The sequence below is a fragment of the Methylobacterium sp. XJLW genome, from assembly GCF_003254375.1.
Classification (GTDB): Bacteria; Pseudomonadota; Alphaproteobacteria; order Rhizobiales; family Beijerinckiaceae; genus Methylobacterium; species Methylobacterium fujisawaense.
This window is the reverse complement of the sequence record NZ_CP016429.1, coordinates 3,684,405-3,705,608: the sequence shown is the minus strand read 5'-3', so window position 1 is coordinate 3,705,608 and position 21,204 is coordinate 3,684,405. Positions and strand designations below refer to the sequence as shown.

The 21,204-nt window shown below is 69.1% G+C and carries 19 protein-coding genes; 12 read left to right on the top strand and 7 right to left on the bottom strand.

The window, feature by feature from the left end; all coding sequences use genetic code 11:
* Positions 1-94: 94 nt before the first annotated feature.
* Entirely contained in the window at positions 95-805 is a 711-nt protein-coding gene (locus A3862_RS17180; RefSeq protein WP_236952954.1) for a glycosyltransferase family 2 protein, read from the bottom strand.
* A gap of 220 nt (positions 806-1,025) precedes the next feature.
* On the opposite strand from A3862_RS17180, the gene A3862_RS17175 reads away from it, so the two are divergent.
* The 11 genes from A3862_RS17175 to tkt all read left to right on the top strand — a co-directional run bounded on the left by A3862_RS17175 (position 1,026) and on the right by tkt (position 13,753).
* Positions 1,026-2,243: a flagellin N-terminal helical domain-containing protein gene (locus A3862_RS17175; RefSeq protein WP_043353054.1), complete on the top strand. Its 1,218-nt coding sequence runs from the start codon at positions 1,026-1,028 to the stop codon at positions 2,241-2,243.
* Between the two features lie 660 nt (positions 2,244-2,903).
* Complete coding sequence (locus A3862_RS31560) at positions 2,904-3,044, top strand: hypothetical protein (RefSeq protein WP_164706378.1); 141 nt, start codon at positions 2,904-2,906, stop codon at positions 3,042-3,044.
* A 397-nt stretch (positions 3,045-3,441) separates the two neighbouring features.
* Positions 3,442-3,672, top strand: coding sequence for a hypothetical protein (locus tag A3862_RS17165; protein WP_043353056.1), 231 nt, complete (start codon positions 3,442-3,444; stop codon positions 3,670-3,672).
* A 108-nt stretch (positions 3,673-3,780) separates the two neighbouring features.
* Positions 3,781-4,677: a LysR substrate-binding domain-containing protein gene (locus tag A3862_RS17160; RefSeq protein WP_043758208.1), complete on the top strand. Its 897-nt coding sequence runs from the start codon at positions 3,781-3,783 to the stop codon at positions 4,675-4,677.
* A 225-nt stretch (positions 4,678-4,902) separates the two neighbouring features.
* Positions 4,903-5,652: an SDR family NAD(P)-dependent oxidoreductase gene (locus tag A3862_RS17155; protein ID WP_043758211.1), complete on the top strand. Its 750-nt coding sequence runs from the start codon at positions 4,903-4,905 to the stop codon at positions 5,650-5,652.
* 10 nt (positions 5,653-5,662) lie between these two features.
* Positions 5,663-6,526, top strand: coding sequence for a transketolase (locus tag A3862_RS17150; RefSeq protein WP_051044879.1), 864 nt, complete (start codon positions 5,663-5,665; stop codon positions 6,524-6,526).
* Complete coding sequence (locus tag A3862_RS17145; RefSeq protein WP_043758213.1) at positions 6,523-7,545, top strand: transketolase family protein; 1,023 nt, start codon at positions 6,523-6,525, stop codon at positions 7,543-7,545. The genes A3862_RS17150 and A3862_RS17145 overlap by 4 nt, the downstream gene beginning before the upstream one ends.
* Positions 7,536-8,423: an NAD(P)-dependent oxidoreductase gene (locus A3862_RS17140; RefSeq protein ID WP_111473844.1), complete on the top strand. Its 888-nt coding sequence runs from the start codon at positions 7,536-7,538 to the stop codon at positions 8,421-8,423. Before A3862_RS17145 ends, A3862_RS17140 begins: the two co-directional genes overlap by 10 nt.
* 131 nt (positions 8,424-8,554) lie before the next feature.
* The gene (locus A3862_RS17135; RefSeq protein WP_043758218.1) at positions 8,555-9,571 is read left to right on the top strand and encodes a TRAP transporter substrate-binding protein; all 1,017 of its coding nucleotides are present in this window, start codon (positions 8,555-8,557) and stop codon (positions 9,569-9,571) included.
* Between the two features lie 137 nt (positions 9,572-9,708).
* The gene (locus A3862_RS17130) at positions 9,709-11,601 is read left to right on the top strand and encodes a TRAP transporter large permease (RefSeq protein WP_043353068.1); all 1,893 of its coding nucleotides are present in this window, start codon (positions 9,709-9,711) and stop codon (positions 11,599-11,601) included.
* 157 nt (positions 11,602-11,758) lie between these two features.
* A complete protein-coding gene (gene tkt / locus A3862_RS17125) occupies positions 11,759-13,753 on the top strand; it encodes a transketolase (RefSeq protein ID WP_111473843.1) in 1,995 nt (664 codons plus the stop codon).
* 15 nt (positions 13,754-13,768) lie between these two features.
* On the opposite strand, the gene A3862_RS31555 is transcribed toward tkt, so the two are convergent.
* The 6 genes from A3862_RS31555 to A3862_RS17100 all read right to left on the bottom strand — a co-directional run bounded on the left by A3862_RS31555 (position 13,769) and on the right by A3862_RS17100 (position 19,922).
* Positions 13,769-13,933: a hypothetical protein gene (locus A3862_RS31555; protein WP_164706377.1), complete on the bottom strand. Its 165-nt coding sequence runs from the start codon at positions 13,931-13,933 to the stop codon at positions 13,769-13,771.
* Between the two features lie 349 nt (positions 13,934-14,282).
* A complete protein-coding gene (locus tag A3862_RS17120) occupies positions 14,283-15,920 on the bottom strand; it encodes an acyl-CoA synthetase (protein ID WP_111473842.1) in 1,638 nt (545 codons plus the stop codon).
* Positions 15,920-16,954, bottom strand: coding sequence for a TRAP transporter substrate-binding protein (locus A3862_RS17115; protein ID WP_043758226.1), 1,035 nt, complete (start codon positions 16,952-16,954; stop codon positions 15,920-15,922). Before A3862_RS17115 ends, A3862_RS17120 begins: the two co-directional genes overlap by 1 nt.
* A gap of 257 nt (positions 16,955-17,211) precedes the next feature.
* On the bottom strand, positions 17,212-17,724 hold the full coding sequence (locus tag A3862_RS17110; RefSeq protein ID WP_043346533.1) for an ureidoglycolate lyase: 513 nt from the start codon (positions 17,722-17,724) through the stop codon (positions 17,212-17,214).
* On the bottom strand, positions 17,721-18,560 hold the full coding sequence (locus A3862_RS17105) for a bifunctional allantoicase/(S)-ureidoglycine aminohydrolase (RefSeq protein ID WP_043346529.1): 840 nt from the start codon (positions 18,558-18,560) through the stop codon (positions 17,721-17,723). Before A3862_RS17105 ends, A3862_RS17110 begins: the two co-directional genes overlap by 4 nt.
* Positions 18,561-18,611: 51 nt before the next feature.
* A complete protein-coding gene (locus A3862_RS17100; protein WP_111473841.1) occupies positions 18,612-19,922 on the bottom strand; it encodes a dicarboxylate/amino acid:cation symporter in 1,311 nt (436 codons plus the stop codon).
* Between the two features lie 173 nt (positions 19,923-20,095).
* Between A3862_RS17100 and A3862_RS17095 the strand changes: the two genes are divergently transcribed.
* Positions 20,096-20,977 (top strand): LysR family transcriptional regulator, encoded by an 882-nt coding sequence (locus A3862_RS17095; protein ID WP_043758235.1) that lies wholly within the window; start codon positions 20,096-20,098, stop codon positions 20,975-20,977.
* The last annotated feature ends 227 nt before the right edge of the window (positions 20,978-21,204 follow it).

Genomic DNA, 21,204 nt, shown 5'->3' with positions numbered 1-21,204 from the left:
GCAATCCGCATTCCCAGGCCTCATCGTTTGGAGCGCAGCTCGCGGAAACGCGGCGCGCAGTTGCGTCGCGGCCGATCGAATTGCCGGCCGTCACTCAGAGCTTGAAGGACTGTTCGCCGATATGTCCGAGTTCCTTGCTCAGATACGGATCGCACCAGATCCGGTAGCCGGCCGCACGGACTCGGTCGCTGAAGTCGAAGTCCTCGCCGATGTTCACCCCGGCCTCCTCATCGACGCGGAACCGGAAATACGGCCGCTTGAGGCTTTCGAAGACGGTCGATTTGATCAGCAGGAAGCCGGTGGGGATCCGAGCCATCTCCAGCAGGCCCTTGGGGGCGTCGGCCGGCTGCTCCGGCAGGATTTCGCCGAGGAAATGGAAGGGCGCCGTGCGCCGGGAATAGGTCGCGCCGATGATGTCGACCTGCCGCACCAGCAGTTTGAGCAGGGCGTCCTTCGGGAAGGTCATGTCGCTGTCGATGAACAGGACGTATTCCGCATTGTGTTTCTGCGCGTATTCCAGGCCCAGGTTTCGCGCGTCGGCGACGATCGATGATTTCCCGACCACGATCGACATCGGCATCTCGCCGAGGGAATGCATCATGGATCCGAGGCTGACGGCGAAATCCGCGTGGACCATGGTCCCGCAGGGGATCGCGATTGCCACATGGGGAAATTTCGTCGGCGCGGAGGGGGCCGGGTCGCCAACATCACCGGACGCTTGAGCGATCACAGTTGAGCTCCGTACTAGAGTGTGCCCCATTTCCCTTCGCCTGCCACGCCGGATCGAGACCGGCCGGGCAGGCACCACAGAATTGGCGAGCGCCGTCGGTTATGGCCGCGGATGGTTAATGGATCTTGAACGGCGCCGTCTTCCATCAATACTTAATGGATTTCGATGGCGATTCATTAAGGATCACTTCGGTCGACTTGAGTGTCGACAATCGGATTAACCCCCACGAAACATCTGGAGCGCGATTACTGGCGTGCCCGAGAAACGGGCGCATCAAATCAGAAAGATACGACCCATGTCCTCCATCACCCTGTCGGCCGCCACGCGTCAGAACCTGCTCTCCCTGCAGGATACCGCCCAGCTGATGGCGACCACGCAGAACCGCCTCGCCACCGGCAAGACGGTGAACTCCGCCCTCGACAACCCGACCAACTTCTTCACCTCCCAGTCCCTCGACGCCCGGTCCTCGAGCCTGAACACCCTGCTCGACGGCATCTCCAACGGCGTCCAGTCGATCCAGGCCGCCAACCAGGGCATCACCTCGATCCAGAAGCTGGTCGATCAGGCCAAGTCCATCGCCAACCAGGCCCTCTCGACCCAGCTCTCCACCACCGGAACCGCCGCCAACGCCTACAGCGCCAGCACCGCCTCCCAGACGGTGCTCCTGACCATCAACGGCACCTCCGTGTCGGCCAACGTCGCCGCCTCGTCGAGCATCAGCGCCACCGTCGCGGCCCTGAACTCGGCGGTCAGCTCGGCGTCGACCTCGTCCAGCGGCTCGTTCGGCGCAGGCGCGATCTTCTCGATCGACAGCACCGGCACGAAGATCGTCCTGAACGCCCAGGCCGACGTGGAGTTTCAGAACTCCGGCAGCCAGACGGCGCTCGGCTTCACCGCGTCGAGCACCACCGCCTCGACCTACGGCACCGCCGCCACCACCGTCGTCTCCAGCGACCTCTCGGTCTCCGGCGTTTCGCAGCGCGCTTCTCTGGCGAGCCAGTACAACAACCTGCTCAACCAGATCACGCAGCTCGCCGGCGATGCCAGCTACAACGGCGTCAACCTCATTGCCGGCAAGGGCAATGACATGAACATCAAGTTCAACGACACCGGCAGCTCGACTCTGAACGTCGCCTCGGTGGATGCCACGGCCAGCGGCCTGGGCCTGTCGTCGATCACCAACTCGAACAGCACGGCCAGCCAGAACGGCCTCGGCAACTTCCTGTTGAACTCGGACGTCAACAAGACCCTGTCGACCCTGACGAGCGCCGGCAACGCGCTGAGCTCCGCGGCGAGCGCGCTCGGCTCGAACCTGTCGGTCGTGCAGAACCGCCAGGACTTCTCCAAGCAGCTGATCAACGTGCTGCAGACCGGCTCGGCCAACCTGACCAACGCCGATCTCAACCAGGAAGCGGCCAATTCCCAGGCGCTGTCGACCCGGCAGTCGATGGGCATCTCCGCCCTGTCCCTGGCCAACTCCGCGCAGCAGGGCGTCCTCCAGCTCCTGCGCTAAGCGGCACGCGGTTCGAAACGACGGCCGGCCAGGGTTCCTGGCCGGCCGTTCTCGTTTGGGCGCGATCGGATGGATTGACCGGACGGACGAGATGCGGATCCGCTCCGTCCGCTCTCGCAACGGCCAACCGCCCATCGAGCCCGGACCCGGCATTTCCGCGGCTTCGGCCGCAATCCACATCGCGATCACGCGATCCCGCACGGTCCCGGTTGCACCTGCCATCGCCATCCGCTCCAGGTGGCGAAGGTCTCCGTCGGCCCGTGCACGGCACCCTGAACCCGGCGCTCGCACAGCATCGACGCCGACGGACCGATCGGCGTGATCCAAAGCGCGATACGCCCGCAGGCTTGCCAAGCTTGACCATATGCGCCAGCCTCTACGCAGTTCATACGGATCGATCCGAGCCGGAGCGCCGATGCTGGTGAATCACGAGCGCCGCCTTCTCATCCGAGCAGCCGAGACTGTGGGACACCGGATTGCGGTCTGCAGACAGGCGAACGCGTCCTGGCCCGGCGACCACAGCCGGCTCCTCGCGCTCGAAAGCACCGGTCATCTCCGACGGGTCGACCATTGCGGAGACTCGGAGGGTACGGTCGCCGTCTGGCAGATCACCCCAGCCGGACTGGTTCAGCTTCAGATGCTGACGTCGGGAGCTCACTGATGGCGTCCATCAAGATCCGTGCAACCGATGACGGGACCTTCGTGGTCTATCGGAATGGCGCGGTCGTGGCCTCTGGTCTGACTCGCTGGCAGGCCGAGCGCTGCGCCACAGTGCTCGGCTGGATCGCGCAGGGTCATTGAGGACGCAGCCATAGCCCTTCGCCGCCCCCGCCTCTGAACGGATTCTGTCGGCCCGGGCGCCCTCTGCAAACGGCGAAATCTATTCCAAGCGAAATCGGCGCTGATCCGGGCCTTTCCGCTGCGATGTCGTCGACGGCCTCAAATTCGCGCATCGCGTGCGGACGTTGACCGATCGAACATCTCTGTGCGGCCGTTCATCCGGGAGGCTCGGACGCCCATCGCTGGCCATGCTGCACGACGTCTTCAGACGAAACGATCGGCGCGCGACGGGCAAGATCGTCGGGAAGATCAGCGAATCGCGGAGTTCTTCGGGTAACGAATTTTTAATCCTCACGGCAGGATCATCCTGCCATGGCCCGGCACATGATCCAGGCCACGTCGATCGGGCGAGGCTCCGATGATCGTGTTGATTGCGGCGGCGATCGCCGGTGGACTCGCGACGGCGGCGATTCTCGCGCCGGTCAGCGGTCTGGCCGCGCTGATCCTCGTGCCCCTCGCGGCCAGTGCGTCGGCCATTTTCGCGGGCATCTCCATCGCGTGGCGCGGCGCTCACGAGGATACCGATCGTCACGGCGGCCGGGCACGGTCCGATGGGATGGCGGTCGCGCCGGTGCGTATCCATCGCTGACGGTCGACTTGATCGTCGCGCCGCCACGGCGTCGCGCGCCGGGCCGCAGCCTGCCCGCGAGATCGGCACCATTGCCAGGATCGGGGACCAAAGCCCATTCTGCTCGGGATGAGGCCACCCGTCCCCCTCTCCGCGATCCGGATCTTTGAGGCCGCTGCCCGGCGACGCTCGTTCAAAGCCGCAGCCGGCGAATTGAACCTGTCCCCGAGCGCGGTCAGTCACGCCCTCCGCAAGATGGAAGAAGCCCTGGGCGTCGTTCTGTTCGAGCGCGTCGGGCAGGGCATCGTGCCGACGCCGGCCGGTGAGGCGTTGAGCGATCATGTCGGGCGCGCCTTCGCGGAGCTCAACCGCGGCTTCGACCTCGTGGCGAATCGCGGGCCGCAGCTGCTCAGGCTGCACTGCGCGCCGAGCTTCGCCGCGCAGTGGCTCGCCCCGCGCCTCGCCCGGTTCCTCAGCGCCCATCCGGGCTTCGAGGTCCGCCTCGCCGCCGGCATGGATTACGCCCGCTTCATCACCGACGAATTCGACGCCGACATCGTCTACGGACCGCCCCGCGGGGAAGGTCTGCTGCGCATGCCGCTGGGCCCGGAAACGGTGACGCCGCTCTGCGATCCCGCGCGGGCGGCCCGGATCCGCGAGCCGGCCGACCTCCTGACTCAGACCCTGATCCAAAGCGACAACAAGCAGGTGCGCTGGACGCACTGGTTCGAGCGGAATCTGCTTGCCGCGCAGCCGAACGCGGGCATCCGCTTCGATCGGAGCTTCCTGGCCCTGGCTGCCGCCGCCGACGGGCTCGGTGTCGCCCTGGAATCCACCCGCCTCGCCGAGCGCGAGGTCGCGGCCGGCCGCCTCGTCGCGCCGCTGGCCGGACGGTCTCAGGACATCAGCTACGTCGGTCACCATTTCGTCTGCCCCGCCGATGTGCGCCGGCGCGCGCCGCTGCGGGTCTTCGCGCGGTGGCTGGCCGAGGAACTCGGGATCACGCTGAGTCCCGACCTCGCCTGACGCGGCGACAGGTGACCGGGATTCACCTGCGCGTGCAAATTCCGCGTTTGTCGCGGAGGCAGCGCGTCGGCACTCTCATCGCAACAAAACAGGCGGGAGGAGACGACGCCGCAGGCCGCTCGATCCAAGGGCTCGGTCCCTGGAATCGCAGCCGCCGGCCGGACGCCCCTTCCGTCACGACGACAGGTCCGATCCCGCGCTGTCGCGGGTCGCCGGGAGGGATCCATGCTGTTGAACGACCGGGTGTGCGTCATCACTGGGGCGGCCTCCGCCCGCGGCATCGGCAAAGCCACCGCACGGCTCTTCGCAAGCCACGGCGCCCGCGTCGCCGTTCTCGACCTCGATGCGGGCCAGGCCGAGGCTGCCGCTCGCGACATCGGCCCGGGCCATATCGGCCTCGCCTGCAACGTCACCGACCGGGCGGCCTGCTCGACGGCGGCGGAGGAGATTATCGGCCGCCTCGGGCGCATCGACGTGCTGGTCAACAATGCCGGCATCACCCAGCCCCTGAAGATCATGGAGATCGGGCCGGAGAACTACGACGCGGTCACCGACGTGAACCTGCGCGGTACGCTCTACATGAGCCAGGCCGTGATCCCGGCGATGCGCGGCCAGGGCTCCGGCGCGATCGTGTGCATGTCGTCGGTCTCGGCCCAGCGGGGCGGCGGCATCTTCGGCGGCCCGCATTACAGCGCCGCCAAGGGCGGTGTGCTGGGCCTCGCCAAGGCCATGGCCCGGGAGCTGGGTCCGGACGGCGTGCGGGTGAACTCGGTAACCCCCGGCCTGATCCAGACCGACATCACCGGCGGCAAGCTCACGCCCGAGCTCAAGGTCGAGATCGCCAAGGGCATCCCGCTGGGGCGCCTCGGCGTGGCGGACGACGTCGCCAATGCCTGCCTGTTCCTCGCCTCCGACCTGTCCACGTACATCACCGGCGCGGTGATCGACGTGAACGGCGGCATGCTGATCCACTGAGGAGGTCGCCATGGCGATCGACGTCCCGACCGAGCGGCCGCGCGCCGGCTCCAACGTGCCGCTGAGCGAGCGCGCCTACCGCATCCGCCGCCACGCCCTGCGCATGGGCGAGGTCCAGGGCCAGGGCTACATCGCCCAGGCGCTCGGCATCGCCGACGTTCTGGCGGTGAGCTACTTCCACGCGCTCACCTACCGGCCCGAGGATCCCGAATGGGAAGGCCGCGACCGCTTCCTGCTGTCGATCGGCCACTACGCCATCGCCCTCTACGCCGCCCTGATCGAGGCGGAGATCCTCCCCGAGGACGAGCTGACGAGCTACGGCGGCGACGACAGCCGCCTGCCGATGTCCGGCATGGCCGCCTACACGCCCGGCATGGAGATCACCGGTGGGTCGCTCGGCCACGGGCTCGGCATCGCGGTCGGCATGGCGCTGGGGCTGAAGCGGAAGAACTCGAACAGCTTCATCTACAACCTGTTCTCCGACGGCGAACTCGACGAGGGCTCGACCTGGGAGGCGGCGATGTCGGCCGGCTCGTTCAAGCTCGACAACCTGATCGGCCTCGTCGACGTGAACGGCATGCAGGCGGACGGCGCCTCGCACGGGGTGCTCGATTTCGAGCCGCTGGCGCCGAAGTTCGAGGCCTTCAACTGGTTCGTGCAGCGGGTCGACGGCAACGACATCGACGCGCTGGTCCGGGCCTTCGACGCCGCGCGCCACCATCCGGGCCCGCAGCCCCGGATCATCATCTGCGACACCCGCATGGCGAAGGGCGTGCCGTTCCTCGAGGCGCGCGAGCGCAACCACTTCCTGCGGGTCGAGCCGGACGAGTGGCAGCGGGCCCTGGCGATCCTGGATGAAGGGAGGGTGCGGTGAGACGCTCCAAATACGAGAAACCCGCCCCCCGCACCGGCGGCGGCGCCAAGACCTCGGCGATGATCGCCTCGCTCGCCGCCCCCGGACAGCGCACGAAGGCCGCGCCCTTCGGCCACGCCCTGGTCGAGCTCGCCAAGACCCGGCCCGACATCGTCGGCCTCTCGGCGGACCTATCGAAATACACGGACCTGCACATCTTCGCGCAGGCCCATCCCGAGCGGTTCTACCAGATGGGGATGGCCGAGCAACTCCTCATGAGCGCCGCCGCGGGCTTGGCTCGTGAGGGGTTCACGCCCTTCGCCACCACCTACGCGGTCTTCGCGGCGCGGCGCGCCTACGACTTCATCTGCCTCGCGATCGCGGAGGAGAATCTCGACGTCAAGATAGCCTGCGCCCTGCCCGGCCTGACCACCGGCTACGGCCCGAGCCACCAGGCGACGGAGGATCTCGCGATCTTCCGCGGGATGCCGAACCTCACGATCATCGACCCCTGCGACGCCCACGAAACCGAGCAGGTCGTCCCCGCCATGGCGGCCCATAAGGGACCGGTCTATCTGCGGCTCCTGCGCGGGAACGTGCCCCTGGTGCTCGACGAGTACGGCTACCGGTTCGAGTTGGGGAAGGCCAAGACGATCCGCGACGGCCGCGACGTCCTGGTGATTGCATCGGGCCTGATGACCATGCGCGCCCTGGAGGTCGCCGAGGCCCTGCGCGACGACCGGGTCGACGTGGCGGTGCTCCACGTGCCGACGATCAAGCCCCTCGACACGGCGACGATTCTGCATGAGGCCGGGCGCGGCGGCCGGCTCGTGGTGGTGGCCGAGAACCACAGCGTGATCGGCGGCCTCGGCGAGGCGGTGGCCGGTCTCCTGATGCGCAACGGCGTGATGCCGGGCCGCGGCTTCCGCCAGATCGGCCTGCCGGACGAATTCCTCGATGCCGGCGCCTTGCCGACGCTCCACGACCGCTACGGCATCTCGGCCGCCGCGATGGCGCGGAGCATCCGCGCATGGCTCTGACCCGCATCGCCCTCGTCGGCCTCGGCGCCATGGGCCTGCCGATGGCGACCAACCTGGTCGCGGCAGGTTTCGCGATCCGCGGCTACGACCTACGGCCCGAGAGCCGCGCGGCCTTCGCGGCAGCCGGCGGAGTTGCGGCCGAAAGGCCGGCCGCTGTCGCCCAGGGCAGCGACGCGCTCCTTCTCATGGTGGTGAACGCCGCGCAGGCCGAGGACGTGCTGTTCGCCCAGGGCGCCCTCGACGCAATGGAACCGGACGGCATCGTGGCCCTGATGGCCACCTGTCCGCTGAAAGCGGTGGAGCACCTCGCCGAGCGCGTGGCGGCGACCGGCCGCCGCTTCGTCGACGCGCCGGTCTCGGGCGGCGTCGTCGGTGCGAAAGCCGGCACGCTCACGATCATGGCGGCGGCGCCCGCGGAGACGCTGGCCGCGCTGAGGCCGGTGCTGGAGGCCCTGGGCGACCGGATCTTCCATGTCGGCGAGCGGCCCGGACAGGGCGCCACCGTCAAGGCCGTCAATCAGCTCCTGTGCGGCGTGCATATCGCCGCCGCCGCCGAGGCGCTGGCCCTCGCCGGGCGCGTCGGCGTCGACCGCGACGTGGTCCTCGAGATCCTCACGGGCTCCTCCGCCGCCAGCTGGATGCTGCGGGACCGCGGCCCCCGGATGCTGGAGGACGAAACGCGGGTCACGAGCGCGGTCGACATCTTCGTGAAGGACCTCGGCATCGTGCTGGAGGCCGGCCGCGGCGCCGGGGCGGCGCTGCCGCTCGCGGCGCTCGCCCATCAGCTCTTCGTCTCGACCTCCGGGCGCGGCGACGGCGCCGCCGACGACAGCCAGGTGATCCGCGCCTACCGCCTGCTCAACGGCGACGGCGCCTGACGCGCCGCGCAGGGCGCGCGACGACGGCGCCGGGTCCGCACCCGCCGCCCCGGACAGCAATGCGGGTCGCACGCTCCACCGACGGTCAACGGCGGGGATCGGGCGGCCTGGACCACCCAGGGAGTGAAACCATGCGCGACACCCGTCTCAGTCGCCGCAGCCTGCTCGTGGGCGCGGCCGCACTACCGGCCTTCGGCATCCTCACCCGGCGCGGGCAGGCCGCCGAGTTCACCTACAAGCTCGCCAGCGGCCAGGACCCGACCCATCCGGTCAACATCCGGGCCCAGGAGGCCCTCGACCGGATCCGCGAGGCCACCAACGGCCGCCTGGAGATCAAGCTGTTCCCCGCCAACCAGCTCGGCTCGGACACCGACCTGCTGGCGCAGGTCCGCAACGGCAGCGTCGAGTTCTTCAACCTCGCGACCTCGATCCTCGCCACCTTCGTGCCCGCCGCGAGCCTGCCCAACACCGGCTTCGCGTTCAAGGATTACGACGCCGTCTGGTCGGCGATGGACGGAGGCCTCGGCACCTATGTCCGGTCCGAGATCGCCAAGACGCCGATCCTGACCGTGTCGAAGGTCTGGGACAACGGATTCCGGCAGATCACCTCCTCGACCCGCGAGATCCGGACGCCGGAGGATCTGAAGGGCTTCAAGATCCGCGTCCCGCCCGCGCCGATGCTCACCTCGCTGTTCAAGGCCTTCGACGCCGGCGCGGCGCCGATCAATTTCAACGAGCTGTACTCCTCGCTCCAGACCAAGGTGGTCGAGGGCCAGGAGAACCCGCTCGCCATCACGGCCACGACCCGGCTGTACGAGGTGCAGAAATCCTGCAGCCTGACCGGCCATGTCTGGGACGGCTACTGGATCCTCGGCAACAAGCGGGCGTGGCAGCGCCTGCCCGAGGATCTGCGCACCATCGTCTCGCGGGAACTCGACCGGTCGGCCGACGCCCAGCGGGCCGACGTCGCCAAGCTCAGCGTCTCCCTCCGGGAAAGCCTGGCCGCGAAGGGCATCGCCTTCATCGACGTCGACCGCGCGCAATTCCGCGCGGCCCTGGGGCGGACGAGCTTCTACAAGGACTGGAAAACCAAGTACGGCGACGTGGCGTGGTCGCATCTTGAGGACGTGTCGGGCAAACTGACCTGACGCGCTTTCCGCCGGATCGGGTAACGGTATCGGAGAACGAAGGCGCGCCGAGACGCACCACAAGAAACACGCGAAGACGCACTCGGAGACGTTCCCGCCGGCAGCGGCATCGGGAGCGGTTCCGACGGGAGGGCGCCATGCAGATCGATATTGCGGCTGTCGAGACGACGGCAGGGGTAGAGTTGTCCGGTCCGCCCCTGCGCGCCGGAAGCTGGCTGCGCCGGCTCGATGCCGGGCTCGGCTATCTCGTGGAGATCCCCGCGGCGCTGCTCGTCCTGGCCGAGATCGCGGTGCTGCTCGGCGGCGTGGTGAGCCGCTACGTGTTCCGCGAACCCCTCGTCTGGTCGGACGAACTCGCCTCGATCCTGTTCCTGTGGCTCGCCATGCTGGGCGCCGTGGTCGCCTTCCGGCGCGCCGAGCACATGCGCATGACCGCCTTCGTGGCGATGAGCGGCCCGCGCCTGCGCGCCTTCCTGGAGACGGTGGCGCTGGTGGCCGGCCTGATCTTCGTGGCCCTGCTGCTGGAACCGGCCTTCGAGTTCGCCAGCGAGGAGACCTTCGTCCAGACGCCGGCGCTGGAGCTGAACAACGCGTGGCGCGCCGCCGCCCTGCCGATCGGCCTCGGCCTCATGCTCGTGGTTGCGGTGATCCGCCTCCTGGAATCCGCCGATTGGCGGCTGACCGCGGGGGCGCTCGTGCTGGGCGGCGGAGTCGCCGCCGGCCTCTTGGCGCTTCAACCCTGGCTGAGGGACCTCGGCAATCTCAACCTGCTGCTGTTCTTCGTCCTCGGCGTCGGCGCCCTGGTCTTCTCGGGGGTGCCGATCGCCTTCGCGTTCGGCCTCTCGACCTTCGCCTACATCACGCTCACCACCGACGCGCCCTCCATGGTGGTGGTCGGCCGCATGGACGAGGGCATGAGCCACCTGATCCTGCTTGCGGTGCCGCTCTTCGTCTTCCTCGGCCTCCTGATCGAGATGACCGGCATGGCCCGCGCCATGGTGGGGTTCCTGGCCTCGCTGCTCGGCCACGTCCGCGGCGGCCTGCACTACGTGCTGGTCGGGGCGATGTACCTCGTCTCGGGCATCTCCGGTTCGAAGGCCGCCGACATGGCGGCGGTGGCGCCCGTGCTGTTCCCGGAGATGAAGGCCCGCGGCGCCAAGGAGGGTGACCTCGTGGCCCTTCTCGCCACCACGGGCGCACAGACCGAGACGATCCCGCCCTCGATCGTGCTGATCACCATCGGCTCGGTCACCGGCGTATCGATCACCGCCCTGTTCACCGGCGGCCTCCTGCCGGGCCTCGTCCTCGCCGTGACTTTGTGCGCGCTGGTCTGGTGGCGCTACCGCCGGGAGGACCTTAGCCACGTCGCCCGGCCGTCCGGACGGATCATCGGTCGCGCCTTCCTGGTGGCGATCCCGGCCCTGGCGCTGCCCTTCGTGATCCGCTTCGCCGTGGTCGAGGGCATCGCAACCGCCACGGAGGTTTCGACTATCGGGATCGTCTACGCGGCGCTGGCGGGCCTGCTGATCTACCGCCAGTTCGACTGGCGGCGGCTCTACCCGATGCTGGTGACCACCGCGACCCTGTCGGGGGCGATCCTGCTGATCATCGGGGCGGCCACCGGCATGGCCTGGGCGCTGACGCAGTCGGGCTTCTCGCAGACGCTCGCCGAGGTGATGAAAAGTCTGCCCGGCGGAGCCCTTGGCTTCCTGTTCGTCTCGGCCGTCGCCTTCATCATCCTGGGCTCGGTGCTGGAGGGCATCCCGGCCATCGTCCTCTTCGGGCCGCTGCTGTTCCCGATCGCACGGGCGGTGGGCGTCCACGAGGTCCACTACGCCATGGTGGTGATCCTCGCGATGGGCATCGGCCTGTTCGCCCCGCCCTTCGGCGTCGGCTACTACGCGGCCTGCGCGATCAGCCGGATCCACCCCGATGCCGGGATGCGCCCGATCGTCGGCTACATCGTGGCCCTGCTGATCGGCCTCCTCGCCATCATCCTCGTCCCCTGGTTCTCGATCGGCTTCCTCTGAAGGCGCCTGCGCGAACCTGAAGGCTCTGCGCCCCGGCGGATGCCGGATCGGCGCGGGACGGCGGGTCAGAACACAGACCGAGATCCATCCCGGGCCGCTGCGGTGCCGCCCGGGCGGCCTTCGCGCGCCGAAAATTCGCACCGCCCGAGCCAGACCCATGCCCGACACGCCCGATGCCCTGCTTACGGCCCGGATGGCCGACGCGATCCGCTTCCTCGCCCTCGACGCCATCGAGCGGGCTGGGGACGGGCATCCCGGCGCGCCCCTCGGCTGCGCCGAGATCGCCGTGGCGCTGTTCACCCGCCATCTGCGCTGCAACCCCGCCGACCCGGTCTGGCCCGACCGCGACCGCTTCGTCCTCTCGAACGGCCACGGCTCCATGCTGCTCTACGCGGCCCTCCATCTCGCCGGCTATGAAGGCCTGCCGATGGAGCAGATCCGGCGGTTCCGCGAGCTCGGCGCCCACACCCACGGCCATCCGGAAATCGCCCCGGAACTCGGGATCGAGGCGACCACCGGCCCGCTCGGACAGGGCATCGCCAACTCCGTCGGCATGGCGGTGGCCGAGGCCAGGCTCGCGGCGACCTTCGGCTCCGATCTGGTGGATCACCGCACCTACGCCCTGGTTGGCGACGGCTGCCTGCAGGAAGGCATCGCCCACGAGGTGATCTCGCTGGCCGGCCATCTGCGCCTGGGAAAGCTCACCTTCCTGTGGGACGACAACCGCATTACCGACGACGGCGCCACCGACCTGTCGATCTCGGAGGACGTCCGCGCGCGCTTCCGCGCCGCCGACTGGCAGGTGATCGACGCCGATGGGCACGACGTCGAGGCGGTCTCGGCGGCGATCCGGCTCGCCCAGGGCGACCCGCGCCCGACCCTGATCGCCTGCCGCACCGTGATCGGGCGGGGCCTGCCGCGCCTCGAGGGCCAGCGCGGCGCCCATGGCGGGCGCGTGCTCGCCAGTGACTGCGCCGAGGCGCGGGCCGCCCGGGGGTGGGATCACCCGCCCTTCACCGTGCCCGACGATGTCGCCGCGGCGTGGCAGGCCGGCGTTTCCGGCCGCAACCGCGACGGCTACACCACCTGGACGAGGCGCCGGGACGCCCTGCCGGCCGAGGTGCGGGCGGAATTCGACCGAGTTTCCGACGCCCGCCTTCCTGAGGGCTGGCATGCGCCGCTCCGCGGGCTGCGCGACCGCTTCGCCGAGGCCGGGGCGGCGCGGCCCAGCATCGAGGTCTCCGCCGAGATCGTCGCCGCCCTGTCCGACGGCATGCCCGAACTGTTCTCGGGCGCCCCGGATCTGGAGGGGCCGACGAAGCACAAGGGCGCGCTCCACGCCTTCACGGCCCAGGACCGGTCGGGCCGCTACCTGCATTACGGCATCCGCGAGCACGCGATGGGCGCGATGATGAACGGCATCGCGGCCCATCGCGGGCTGGTGCCGGTGGGCGCGACCTATCTGGTCTTCTCCGACTATATGCGGCCGTCCCTGCGCATGGCGGCGCTGATGAACCTGCCGGTCATTACCGTCTACAGCCACGATTCGATCGCCATCGGCCGCAACGGACCGACCCATCAGCCGGTCGAGTACCTCGCGTCCCTGCGGGCCATCCCCAACATGCTGGTGCTGCGCCCGGCCGACGCGGTCGAGACCGCCGAATGCTGGGAGATGGCCCTGGCCAACCGGACCGGCCCGACATCGCTCGTCTGCTCGCGCCAGGCTCTGCCGGCACTCCGCGGGCCGGGCATCGAGGAGAACCGGAGCGCGCGGGGCGCCTACGTTCTGGCGGAGGCCTCGGGTCCCCGGCGGGTGACGCTGATCGGGACCGGCTCGGAGGTCGCGCTGGCGCTTACGGCTCGCGCGATGCTGCAGGCCGAGGGTGTGCCGACCGCCGTCGTCTCCATGCCCTCCTGGGAAGCCTTCGCCGCGCAGGATGCCGCGTATCGCGCGAGCGTCATTCACCGCGATACCGTGCGGGTGGCGGTCGAAGCCGCTCTTCGCTTCGGCTGGGACCGCTGGATCGGCGAGGATGGCGGCTTCGTCGGCATGACCGGCTTCGGCGCCTCGGGCGCGCCGGAAGACCTGTTCCGCCATTTCGGCATCACCGCGGAGGCGGTGGCGGAGACTGCACGGGCGCGCCTGCGCTGAGACGCGCCTGAGGACTCAGATCATGCCGGCGCCGCCGGTGCGCACGATGCGGTCGCGCTGCTCGGCGTAGCGCCCGGCCGCGGCGCGGCGCATCGCGACGCCGAAGCGCCCGGCGATCTGCGCGAGGAGCGGCCCGCCGCTCTGGGTGCGGAAGCCGACGAGATTCGCGAGGGTGGTCATCGTACCCGATCCCGGTCATGCCCGGGCGGGGCGCCCGGCGTATTGCGATGCAATATGAGCCGGTTTGCGAGCGCGTGTCAGAGGCTGCGCGTTCGGGCTGTCATGCAGCGAAAACATGCTTTCGGGATGGGACGTTAACAGACGCCGGAATCAGGACGGTGTGGCGATCTCGGCGACGTGTGCAGTGCGGTCTGCACAGCCCGCTCAATGCGCAAGCTGCACTGTGGTGGGTCTGGACGTCTCCGCGGGCAGCGAAGCGATCCAGCGGTGCCACGGCCGCCGATCTCCCGCGACGCCGATCTGCGTCGCCGCGCGCGCGACGATGCCGTGAGAGCCGTCCGCCAGACGTCTACCGATCCGACGCCTGGGCCGGCTTTTCGAGGGGCAGATCACCGCGCGACTCGAGTTCCGCGCGGATCGCGCGCTTCGTCACCTTGCCGTAGCCGGATTTCGGAAGGGCTTCCCAGAAGAACACACGCCGGGGCAGCTTGTAGCGGGCGACCGCGGCGGACAGCCACGCGATCAATTCCCCCTCTTCCACCGACGCCCCGGGACGCGCGACGCAGACCGCAACACCGACTTCGCCCCAGGCGCGGTCGGGCACGCCCAGGATCGCGGCCTCGGAGATCGCCGGATGCGTCAGGAGCTTCTCCTCGATCTCGCGCGGATACACGTTCGAGCCGCCCGAGATGTACATGTCCGAGGCGCGGCCGGTGATGAACAGGAAGCCTTCCGCGTCGCAATGGCCGAGGTCCCCGGTCCGGAACCAGCCGTCGCGGAACGCCGCCGCGTTGGCCTCCGGGTTGTCGTAGTAGCCCGCGAAGACGGCCGGGCCGCAGACACAGATCTCGCCGGTCTCACCGGGCGGCAATTCGCGCCCCTCCGTGTCCTGGATCTGGACCTGCATGCCCGTGCGTTCGACGCCGCAGGTGCCGACCTTCACATCGGGGCCGTCCTCGGCCGCGTGCAGGCGGGGCGGCAGCACGGTGATGTTGCCGGTCACCTCGCCGAGGCCGAAATACTGCACCAGCACCGGGCCGAGCACACGCAGCGCGTGCTGCTGATCTGCCCTGTACATCGGTGCGCCCGCGTAGATCACGTGCCGCAGGCTGGAATGATCGTGCGCCTCCACGGCCGGATGTTCGGTCAGCAGCTTCACGATGGTCGGCACGGTGAAGAGGTTCGCGATGCGCCAACGCTCAACGAGCGCCCAGACCTCTTCGGGATCCAGCCGCTCGCCGGCGGTGAGCACCGTCTTCGTACCGGCCGCGACCTGCGCGAGCTGGTGGATGCCGGCGCCGTGCGAGAGGGGGGCCACGACCAGGGACGCGTCGGCCTCGGTGGTGCCCGGCATCAGGTCGCAGAGGTGATTGGTGACGACGAAGGCCATCTGGCCGTGTGTGAGCACCGCCGCCTTCGGCCGGCCGGTCGTGCCGGACGTGAAGAAGAACCAGCACGGATCGTCGTGCTCGACGTCGGAAACGGACGCGGCGCGGCCCAGATGTTCGGCGACCAGCGCGTCGTAATCCGCCCCGAAGGCCGTGCCGCCGATCTCGACGACGCAGTTCAGGTCCGGGCAGGCCGCGCGCACGGCGGCGGCATGGTCCGGAAAGCCGGCCCCGCAGATGAGCGCGGAGGCACCGCTGGCGCTCGCGAGATACGCGACCTCCGACGGCGTCTGCCGGAAGTTGGTCGGCACCCAAACGGCGCCGAGCCGGAAGCAGACGAACATCGACTCGAACAGCTGGTTGCTGTTGCGCGCCTGGACCAGGACGCGGTCGCCCTTGGTCACGCCGCGGGCGGCGAGCGCCGCCGCCATGGCGTCGACACGGGCGTCGAGCTCGGCCCAGGTCCAACTGCGCGCGCCCCAGGCGAGCCCCACCGCATCCGGGAAGCGGCGCGCGGCCCGGCGCAGGAAGTGCGCGAGGTTCATCACCCGCCGGGAGCACGGCGCGACCCCGCCGCGCGGCGCCCCCGCGGCGCTCATCAGGTGAGCTTCCCGCAGGCCTTCTCCAGCAGCGACCAGCCCTCGTCGCCGTACCGCCCCTTCCACTCGGCGTAGAATCCGGCCTTGCGCAGCTTGTCGCGGAAGGGCTCCGGATCGGGCTTGTTGAAGACCATGCCGTTCTTCGAGAGCTCCGCCTGCAGGTTGGCGTTGAGCTGGGCGACGTCGGCGCGCTCCTTCATCCCGGCGGCGTTGATGTGGCGGGCCACCGTCTCGCGCAGATCCGGCGGCAGCCGCTCCCAGGCGCGGCGGTTCGCCAGGAACCAGTACCCGTCCCACATGTGGTTGGTGAGCGAGCAGTACTTTTGCACCTCGTAGAACTTCGTCGTGGAGATGACCGCGAGCGGGTTCTCCTGGCCCTCAACGATCTTGGTCTGCAGGGCCGAATAGGTCTCGTTGAGGTTGATCGAGGCGGGCGCGGCGTCGAAGGCCTTGAACATCGAGGTCCAGAGCGGCGAGACCGGGACGCGGATCCGGAAGCTCTTGAAATCGTCGGGCGTGGCGATCGGCCGGGTCGACGAAGTGGTCTGGCGGTAGCCGTTGTCCCAGATCTTCTCCATGGCGACGAGGCCGGACTTGGCGATCTGCTGGCGGACCCAGGCGCCGAGCTCGCCGTCCATGGCCGGCCAGACGGCGTCGTAGCTCGGGAAGGCGTAGCCGATGCCGTTGATCGACGCGTTCGGGACCAGGGTCGAGAGGATCAGCGGCGACATCGTGAAGAACTCGACGCTGCCCGAGCGCAGCTGGCTCAACGTGTCGGTGTCGGAGCCGAGCTGGCTCGTCGGGAAGATCTTGAGGTCGAACCGGCCGCCGGTCTCCGTGCGGAGCGCCTCCGCCATCTCGCGGGCGCGGATGTTCATCGGGTGCGTGTCGGGCAGGTTGTTGGCGTATTTGTAGGTGAACTCCGCCTTCTGCGCCCGCGCCACGTGCGGCGCCGCCACGGTGCCGGCGATGAGCGCCGTCGAGCCGGTGGCGAGGAATCGCCGGCGGGACAGGGGCGTGCGGGACAGGGACATGGCGGCCTTTCCGGTGCGGGCCCGCGGGCCCGGCGTTTCCTCGGGTCCGCGTTGGTGCGGACTCCATCGTTGCGGCCTCGATAGCCGCTGGCCGGTGCCAGTCAACGGACTTTCGCGGCCCCACCCCCGGGATTGATTGCATCTGGGCGCCCCTGACACGCCGAGCGCCGCCAAAAGCGGTCCCCACCGCGCGAGACCGCCTGCGCGACGGAATCGCCGTCGTTTCGGCGCGCCACGGGCGCGGTCTGCGTCCGCCTTCAGTCCAGGCCGGGCAGATGGACCGTCCAGGGCTCGGCGAAGGTGTGTTCCTCGAGGTTCACGCCTGGGCCGCCGCGGTCGACCACGACGAAATCCTGTGGCTGACCGTAGGGCGTGAGCACCCCGTGCCACGTGTTGCGCGCGTAGCAGATTCCCTGGCGGGGCGCGGTGACGAAGGCCTGCGGCCGACCGGGCCGGCCCTCTTCGTCCGGGCAGACCACGACCAGGAACGGCGCCGCGCTCAGCGGCAGGAACGCCTGCGCGCCGAGCGGATGCCGCTCCACCAGGCCGAGGCGCAGCGGCAGCGGATAGGGCTGCGCCTCCACCAAGCCGATCACCACGCGCGCGCCCTCCCCCACGACCTCGATCTCGGCGAGATCGTGGAAGCGGCGCGCCATCCCGGCATTCATCGGCCGCGGCTCCACGGCAGCCGCGTCGATGACCGTGCCGAACGGGGCGAAGGCCGCCGCGGTCAGAGGCTGGGCGACGATCCTGCGCGCGTCCGCGCTCAACGGCCGAGTCCGCGCGGCGCGAGCGCCGGATGGCGGTTGACGTCCTTGTAGAGGAGGTAGCGGAACGGGCCGGGCCCGCCCGCGTAGCAGGCCTGCGGGCAGAAGGCGCGCAGCCACATGAAGTCGCCCGCCGCGACCTCGACCCAGTCGCGGTTGAGCCGGTAGACCGCCTTGCCCTCCAGCACGAACAGCCCGTGCTCCATCACGTGGGTCTCCTCGAACGGAATCGAGGCGCCCGGCCGCAGGCTGACGATGTTCACGTGCATGTCGTGGCGCAGATCGTCGGAGCCGACGAATCGGGTGGTCGCCCAGGCGCCGTCGGTGCCGGCCATGCCGGTCGGCTCGACCGCCGATTCGTGCGTCACGAACGAGGGCGGCGCGTCCAGCCCCGCCGCCGGCTGGTAGGCCTTGCGGATCCAGTGGAAGCGCACGGGCCCATCGCCGTCGTTGCGCAGGGACCACGCCGCGCCGGGGGAGAGATAGGCGTAGCTGCCCGGCCGCAGGGCGTGCCGGGCGCCGTCGAGGGTGAGGCTCGCCGTGCCCGCGACCACGAACAGCACGCCCTGCGCCTGAGCCTCCGGCTCGGGAGTCTCGCTGCCGCCGCCCGGGGCGACCTCCATGAGGTACTGGGCGAAGGTTTCGGCGAAGCCCGAGAGCGGCCGTGCCAGGATCCAGGCCCGGGTCCCCTCCCAGCCCGGCAGGAGGCTCGTGACGATGTCGCTCATCACCCCGTGGGGGATGACCGCGTAGGCCTCGGTGAACACGGCGCGGCCGGTCATCAGCGCCGTCTGGCCGGGCAGGCCGCCGCACGGGGGGTTGTAGGCTCCAGCGCTCATGGTCGGTCTCCGGGATTCGGCTTCAAGCTGTAATCGGCTGCCCCGGATCGGTCACGCGGTGTGCGGCTGCGCGACGGGGGCCTCGAGGATTGCCGCGGTGTCGGCCGTGTCCGCGCCGTTCAGGACCCGGTGAGCCTGGGCGCGATCGATATCGCCCTCCCAGGCTGCGATGACGACGGTCGCCACGCAATTGCCGATGAGGTTTCCGAGGGCACGGGCGATGCCGACGAACCAGTCGACCGACAGGACGAGGACCAGACCGATCACTGGGATCTCCGGGACCGCCGACAGCGTCGCGGCGAGGACCACGATCGCCGAGCCGGGCACGCCGTGGGCGCCCTTGGACGTCAGAAGGGCGATGCCGAGGATCAGCATCAGATGACCGAAGGACAGGTCGGTGTTGGTCGCCTGCGCGATGAACACCGTGGCCAGGGTCAGGTAGAGCGAGAAGGCATCCAGGTTGAAGGAGTAGCCGGTCGGGATCACGAGGCCGACGGTCGATTCCTTGATGCCGAGCCGCTCCATCTTGCGCATGACCTGCGGCAGCACGCAGTCGGAGGATGCGGTGCCGGCCACGACGGTCAGTTCCTCGCGCAGATAGGCGAGCAGCTTGAAGATGCTGAAGCCCGCGAGCCGCATGATGCCGCCGAGCACGACGATCACGAAGGCCGCGACGCCCCCGTAGAACAGCACGACCAGCATGCTGAGCTGCTTCAGGGATCCGACGCCGTACTTGCCGACCGTGAACGCGACGGCGCCGAGCACGCCGAGCGGCGCGAGCCGCACGATGAAGCCGATGATCCGGAACAGGACTTCGGTGATGCGCTCCAGGCTGTCGGCCAGGGGCTTGCCGCGCTCGCCGAGGAGCGAGAGGCCGGACCCGAACAGGATCGCGAGAAGCAAAACCTGGAGGATGTCGCCCTTCGCGAAGGCGTCGACGAAGGTCGTCGGCACCAGCTTCATCAAGAAATCGACGGTTCCCGTGACCTGTCCGACCCGATCGGTGTAGCTGGAGAGCGAATTGGCATCCAGCTTCGCCAGGTCGACGTTCATGCCCTGGCCGGGCGCGAAGACGTAGGCGAGGACCAGCCCGAGCGCGAGCGCGATGGTCGTCACCACCTCGAAGTAGATCAGGGATTTGAGGCCGACGCGCCCAACCTTCCGCAGATCGCCGGCGCCGACGATGCCATGCACCACGACACCGAACACCAGCGGCGCGACGACCATCTTGATGAGCTTGATGAAGACGTCGCCGAGGGGCTTCAGGCTGACTGCAAAGTCCGGCCACAGCCGCCCGACGAGGACGCCGAGGACCAGGGCCGCGACCACCTGCCCGAAAAGCGACCCGAACACGCGCTGCATCGCAATTCCCCTGGGCAGCCTCGGACTGGCGACCGAAGCCCGATGGCGGCGCGCGGGGCGATCGTGACGCGCAGCATCGTTTCGATTTGCCGAGCTGCAAAATCGTTCCGGCCGATCTAGACGTCAAATATCTTTTTCATTCCAATTGATAGGCGGGGCATATAGATGGCGGGATGGAACTCCGGCATCTCCGCTATTTCGTGGCTGTCGCCAAATATCTGAGCTTCACGGCCGCCGCAGAGAGCCTCGGCGTGGCGCAACCACCCCTCAGCCAGCAGATCCGCGACCTGGAGGATGAGGTCGGCACTGCCCTCTTCGAGCGGACCACGCGGCGGGTGACGCTGACCCGGGCCGGCCACGATTTCCACGTCCAGGCGCTCGCCATTCTGGAGCGGGCCGGCGAAGCGGTGGAACGGGCGCGTGCCATCGGCGCGGGCACCGCCGGCATCATCAACATCGGCCTGACCGGCTCGATGTTGGCCGGCCCGCTCGGCCCGGCGCTCCGGGACTTCGCTCGCACCTATCCGGCGGTCGATCTCCGGATCCACGAGATGTCGCCGGATCGGCAGATCGCGATGCTGAAGTCCGGTCAGACCGACCTGAGCTTCCTGCGGTGCCCCCCGGAGGATGCCGATCTGGTCCGCGTCTGCGCGTGGACCGAGACCGTACGGGTCGTCCTGCCGAGGGGCCACCGCTTGGCGACGGGCGCGCTCCGCCTCTCCGACCTTCGCGACGAGCGATTCGTCTTCCTGCGGCTCTCGGATTCCCTGTTCGCCAACTACCTGTGGGATTGCTGCGCAGAGGCCGGGTTCGTCCCCTCCATCACCTATCAGGCCGTCGAGGCGGCCTCGTTGACGAGCTTGGTGGCATCGGGGCTCGGCATCGCCATCATCCCGGAATTCGTCGCCCGTCTGGCGCATGCGGATGTGGTCTACAGGCCCCTCGAAGGGCCGCCCATCCGCGCCGACGTCTTCGCGTTGTGGATGGCCCCGAAGGCTCCGCTGATCGGCAATTTCGTCGATCTGGTTCGCAGCGGCCCGGCGCCCGCCGATTAGGCAAATCGCCCGGGAACCCGCGACGGGTCGTGCGCCCAAGGCCCAAACGCGTGCCCATCGGGACGCAGCGAGCGGAAATGTGCCCGCGCTGAGCCGCAGCAGCGGCTTGTCGACAGGTCGATGCATTTTCGTGCAGGTAAGATCTTATATTCGCCTTCTTTTTTGCCGGACATATTCCCGAAACGAGTCTGATACGCTATTGCAACACTCGGTACGGAGCGCTCGCG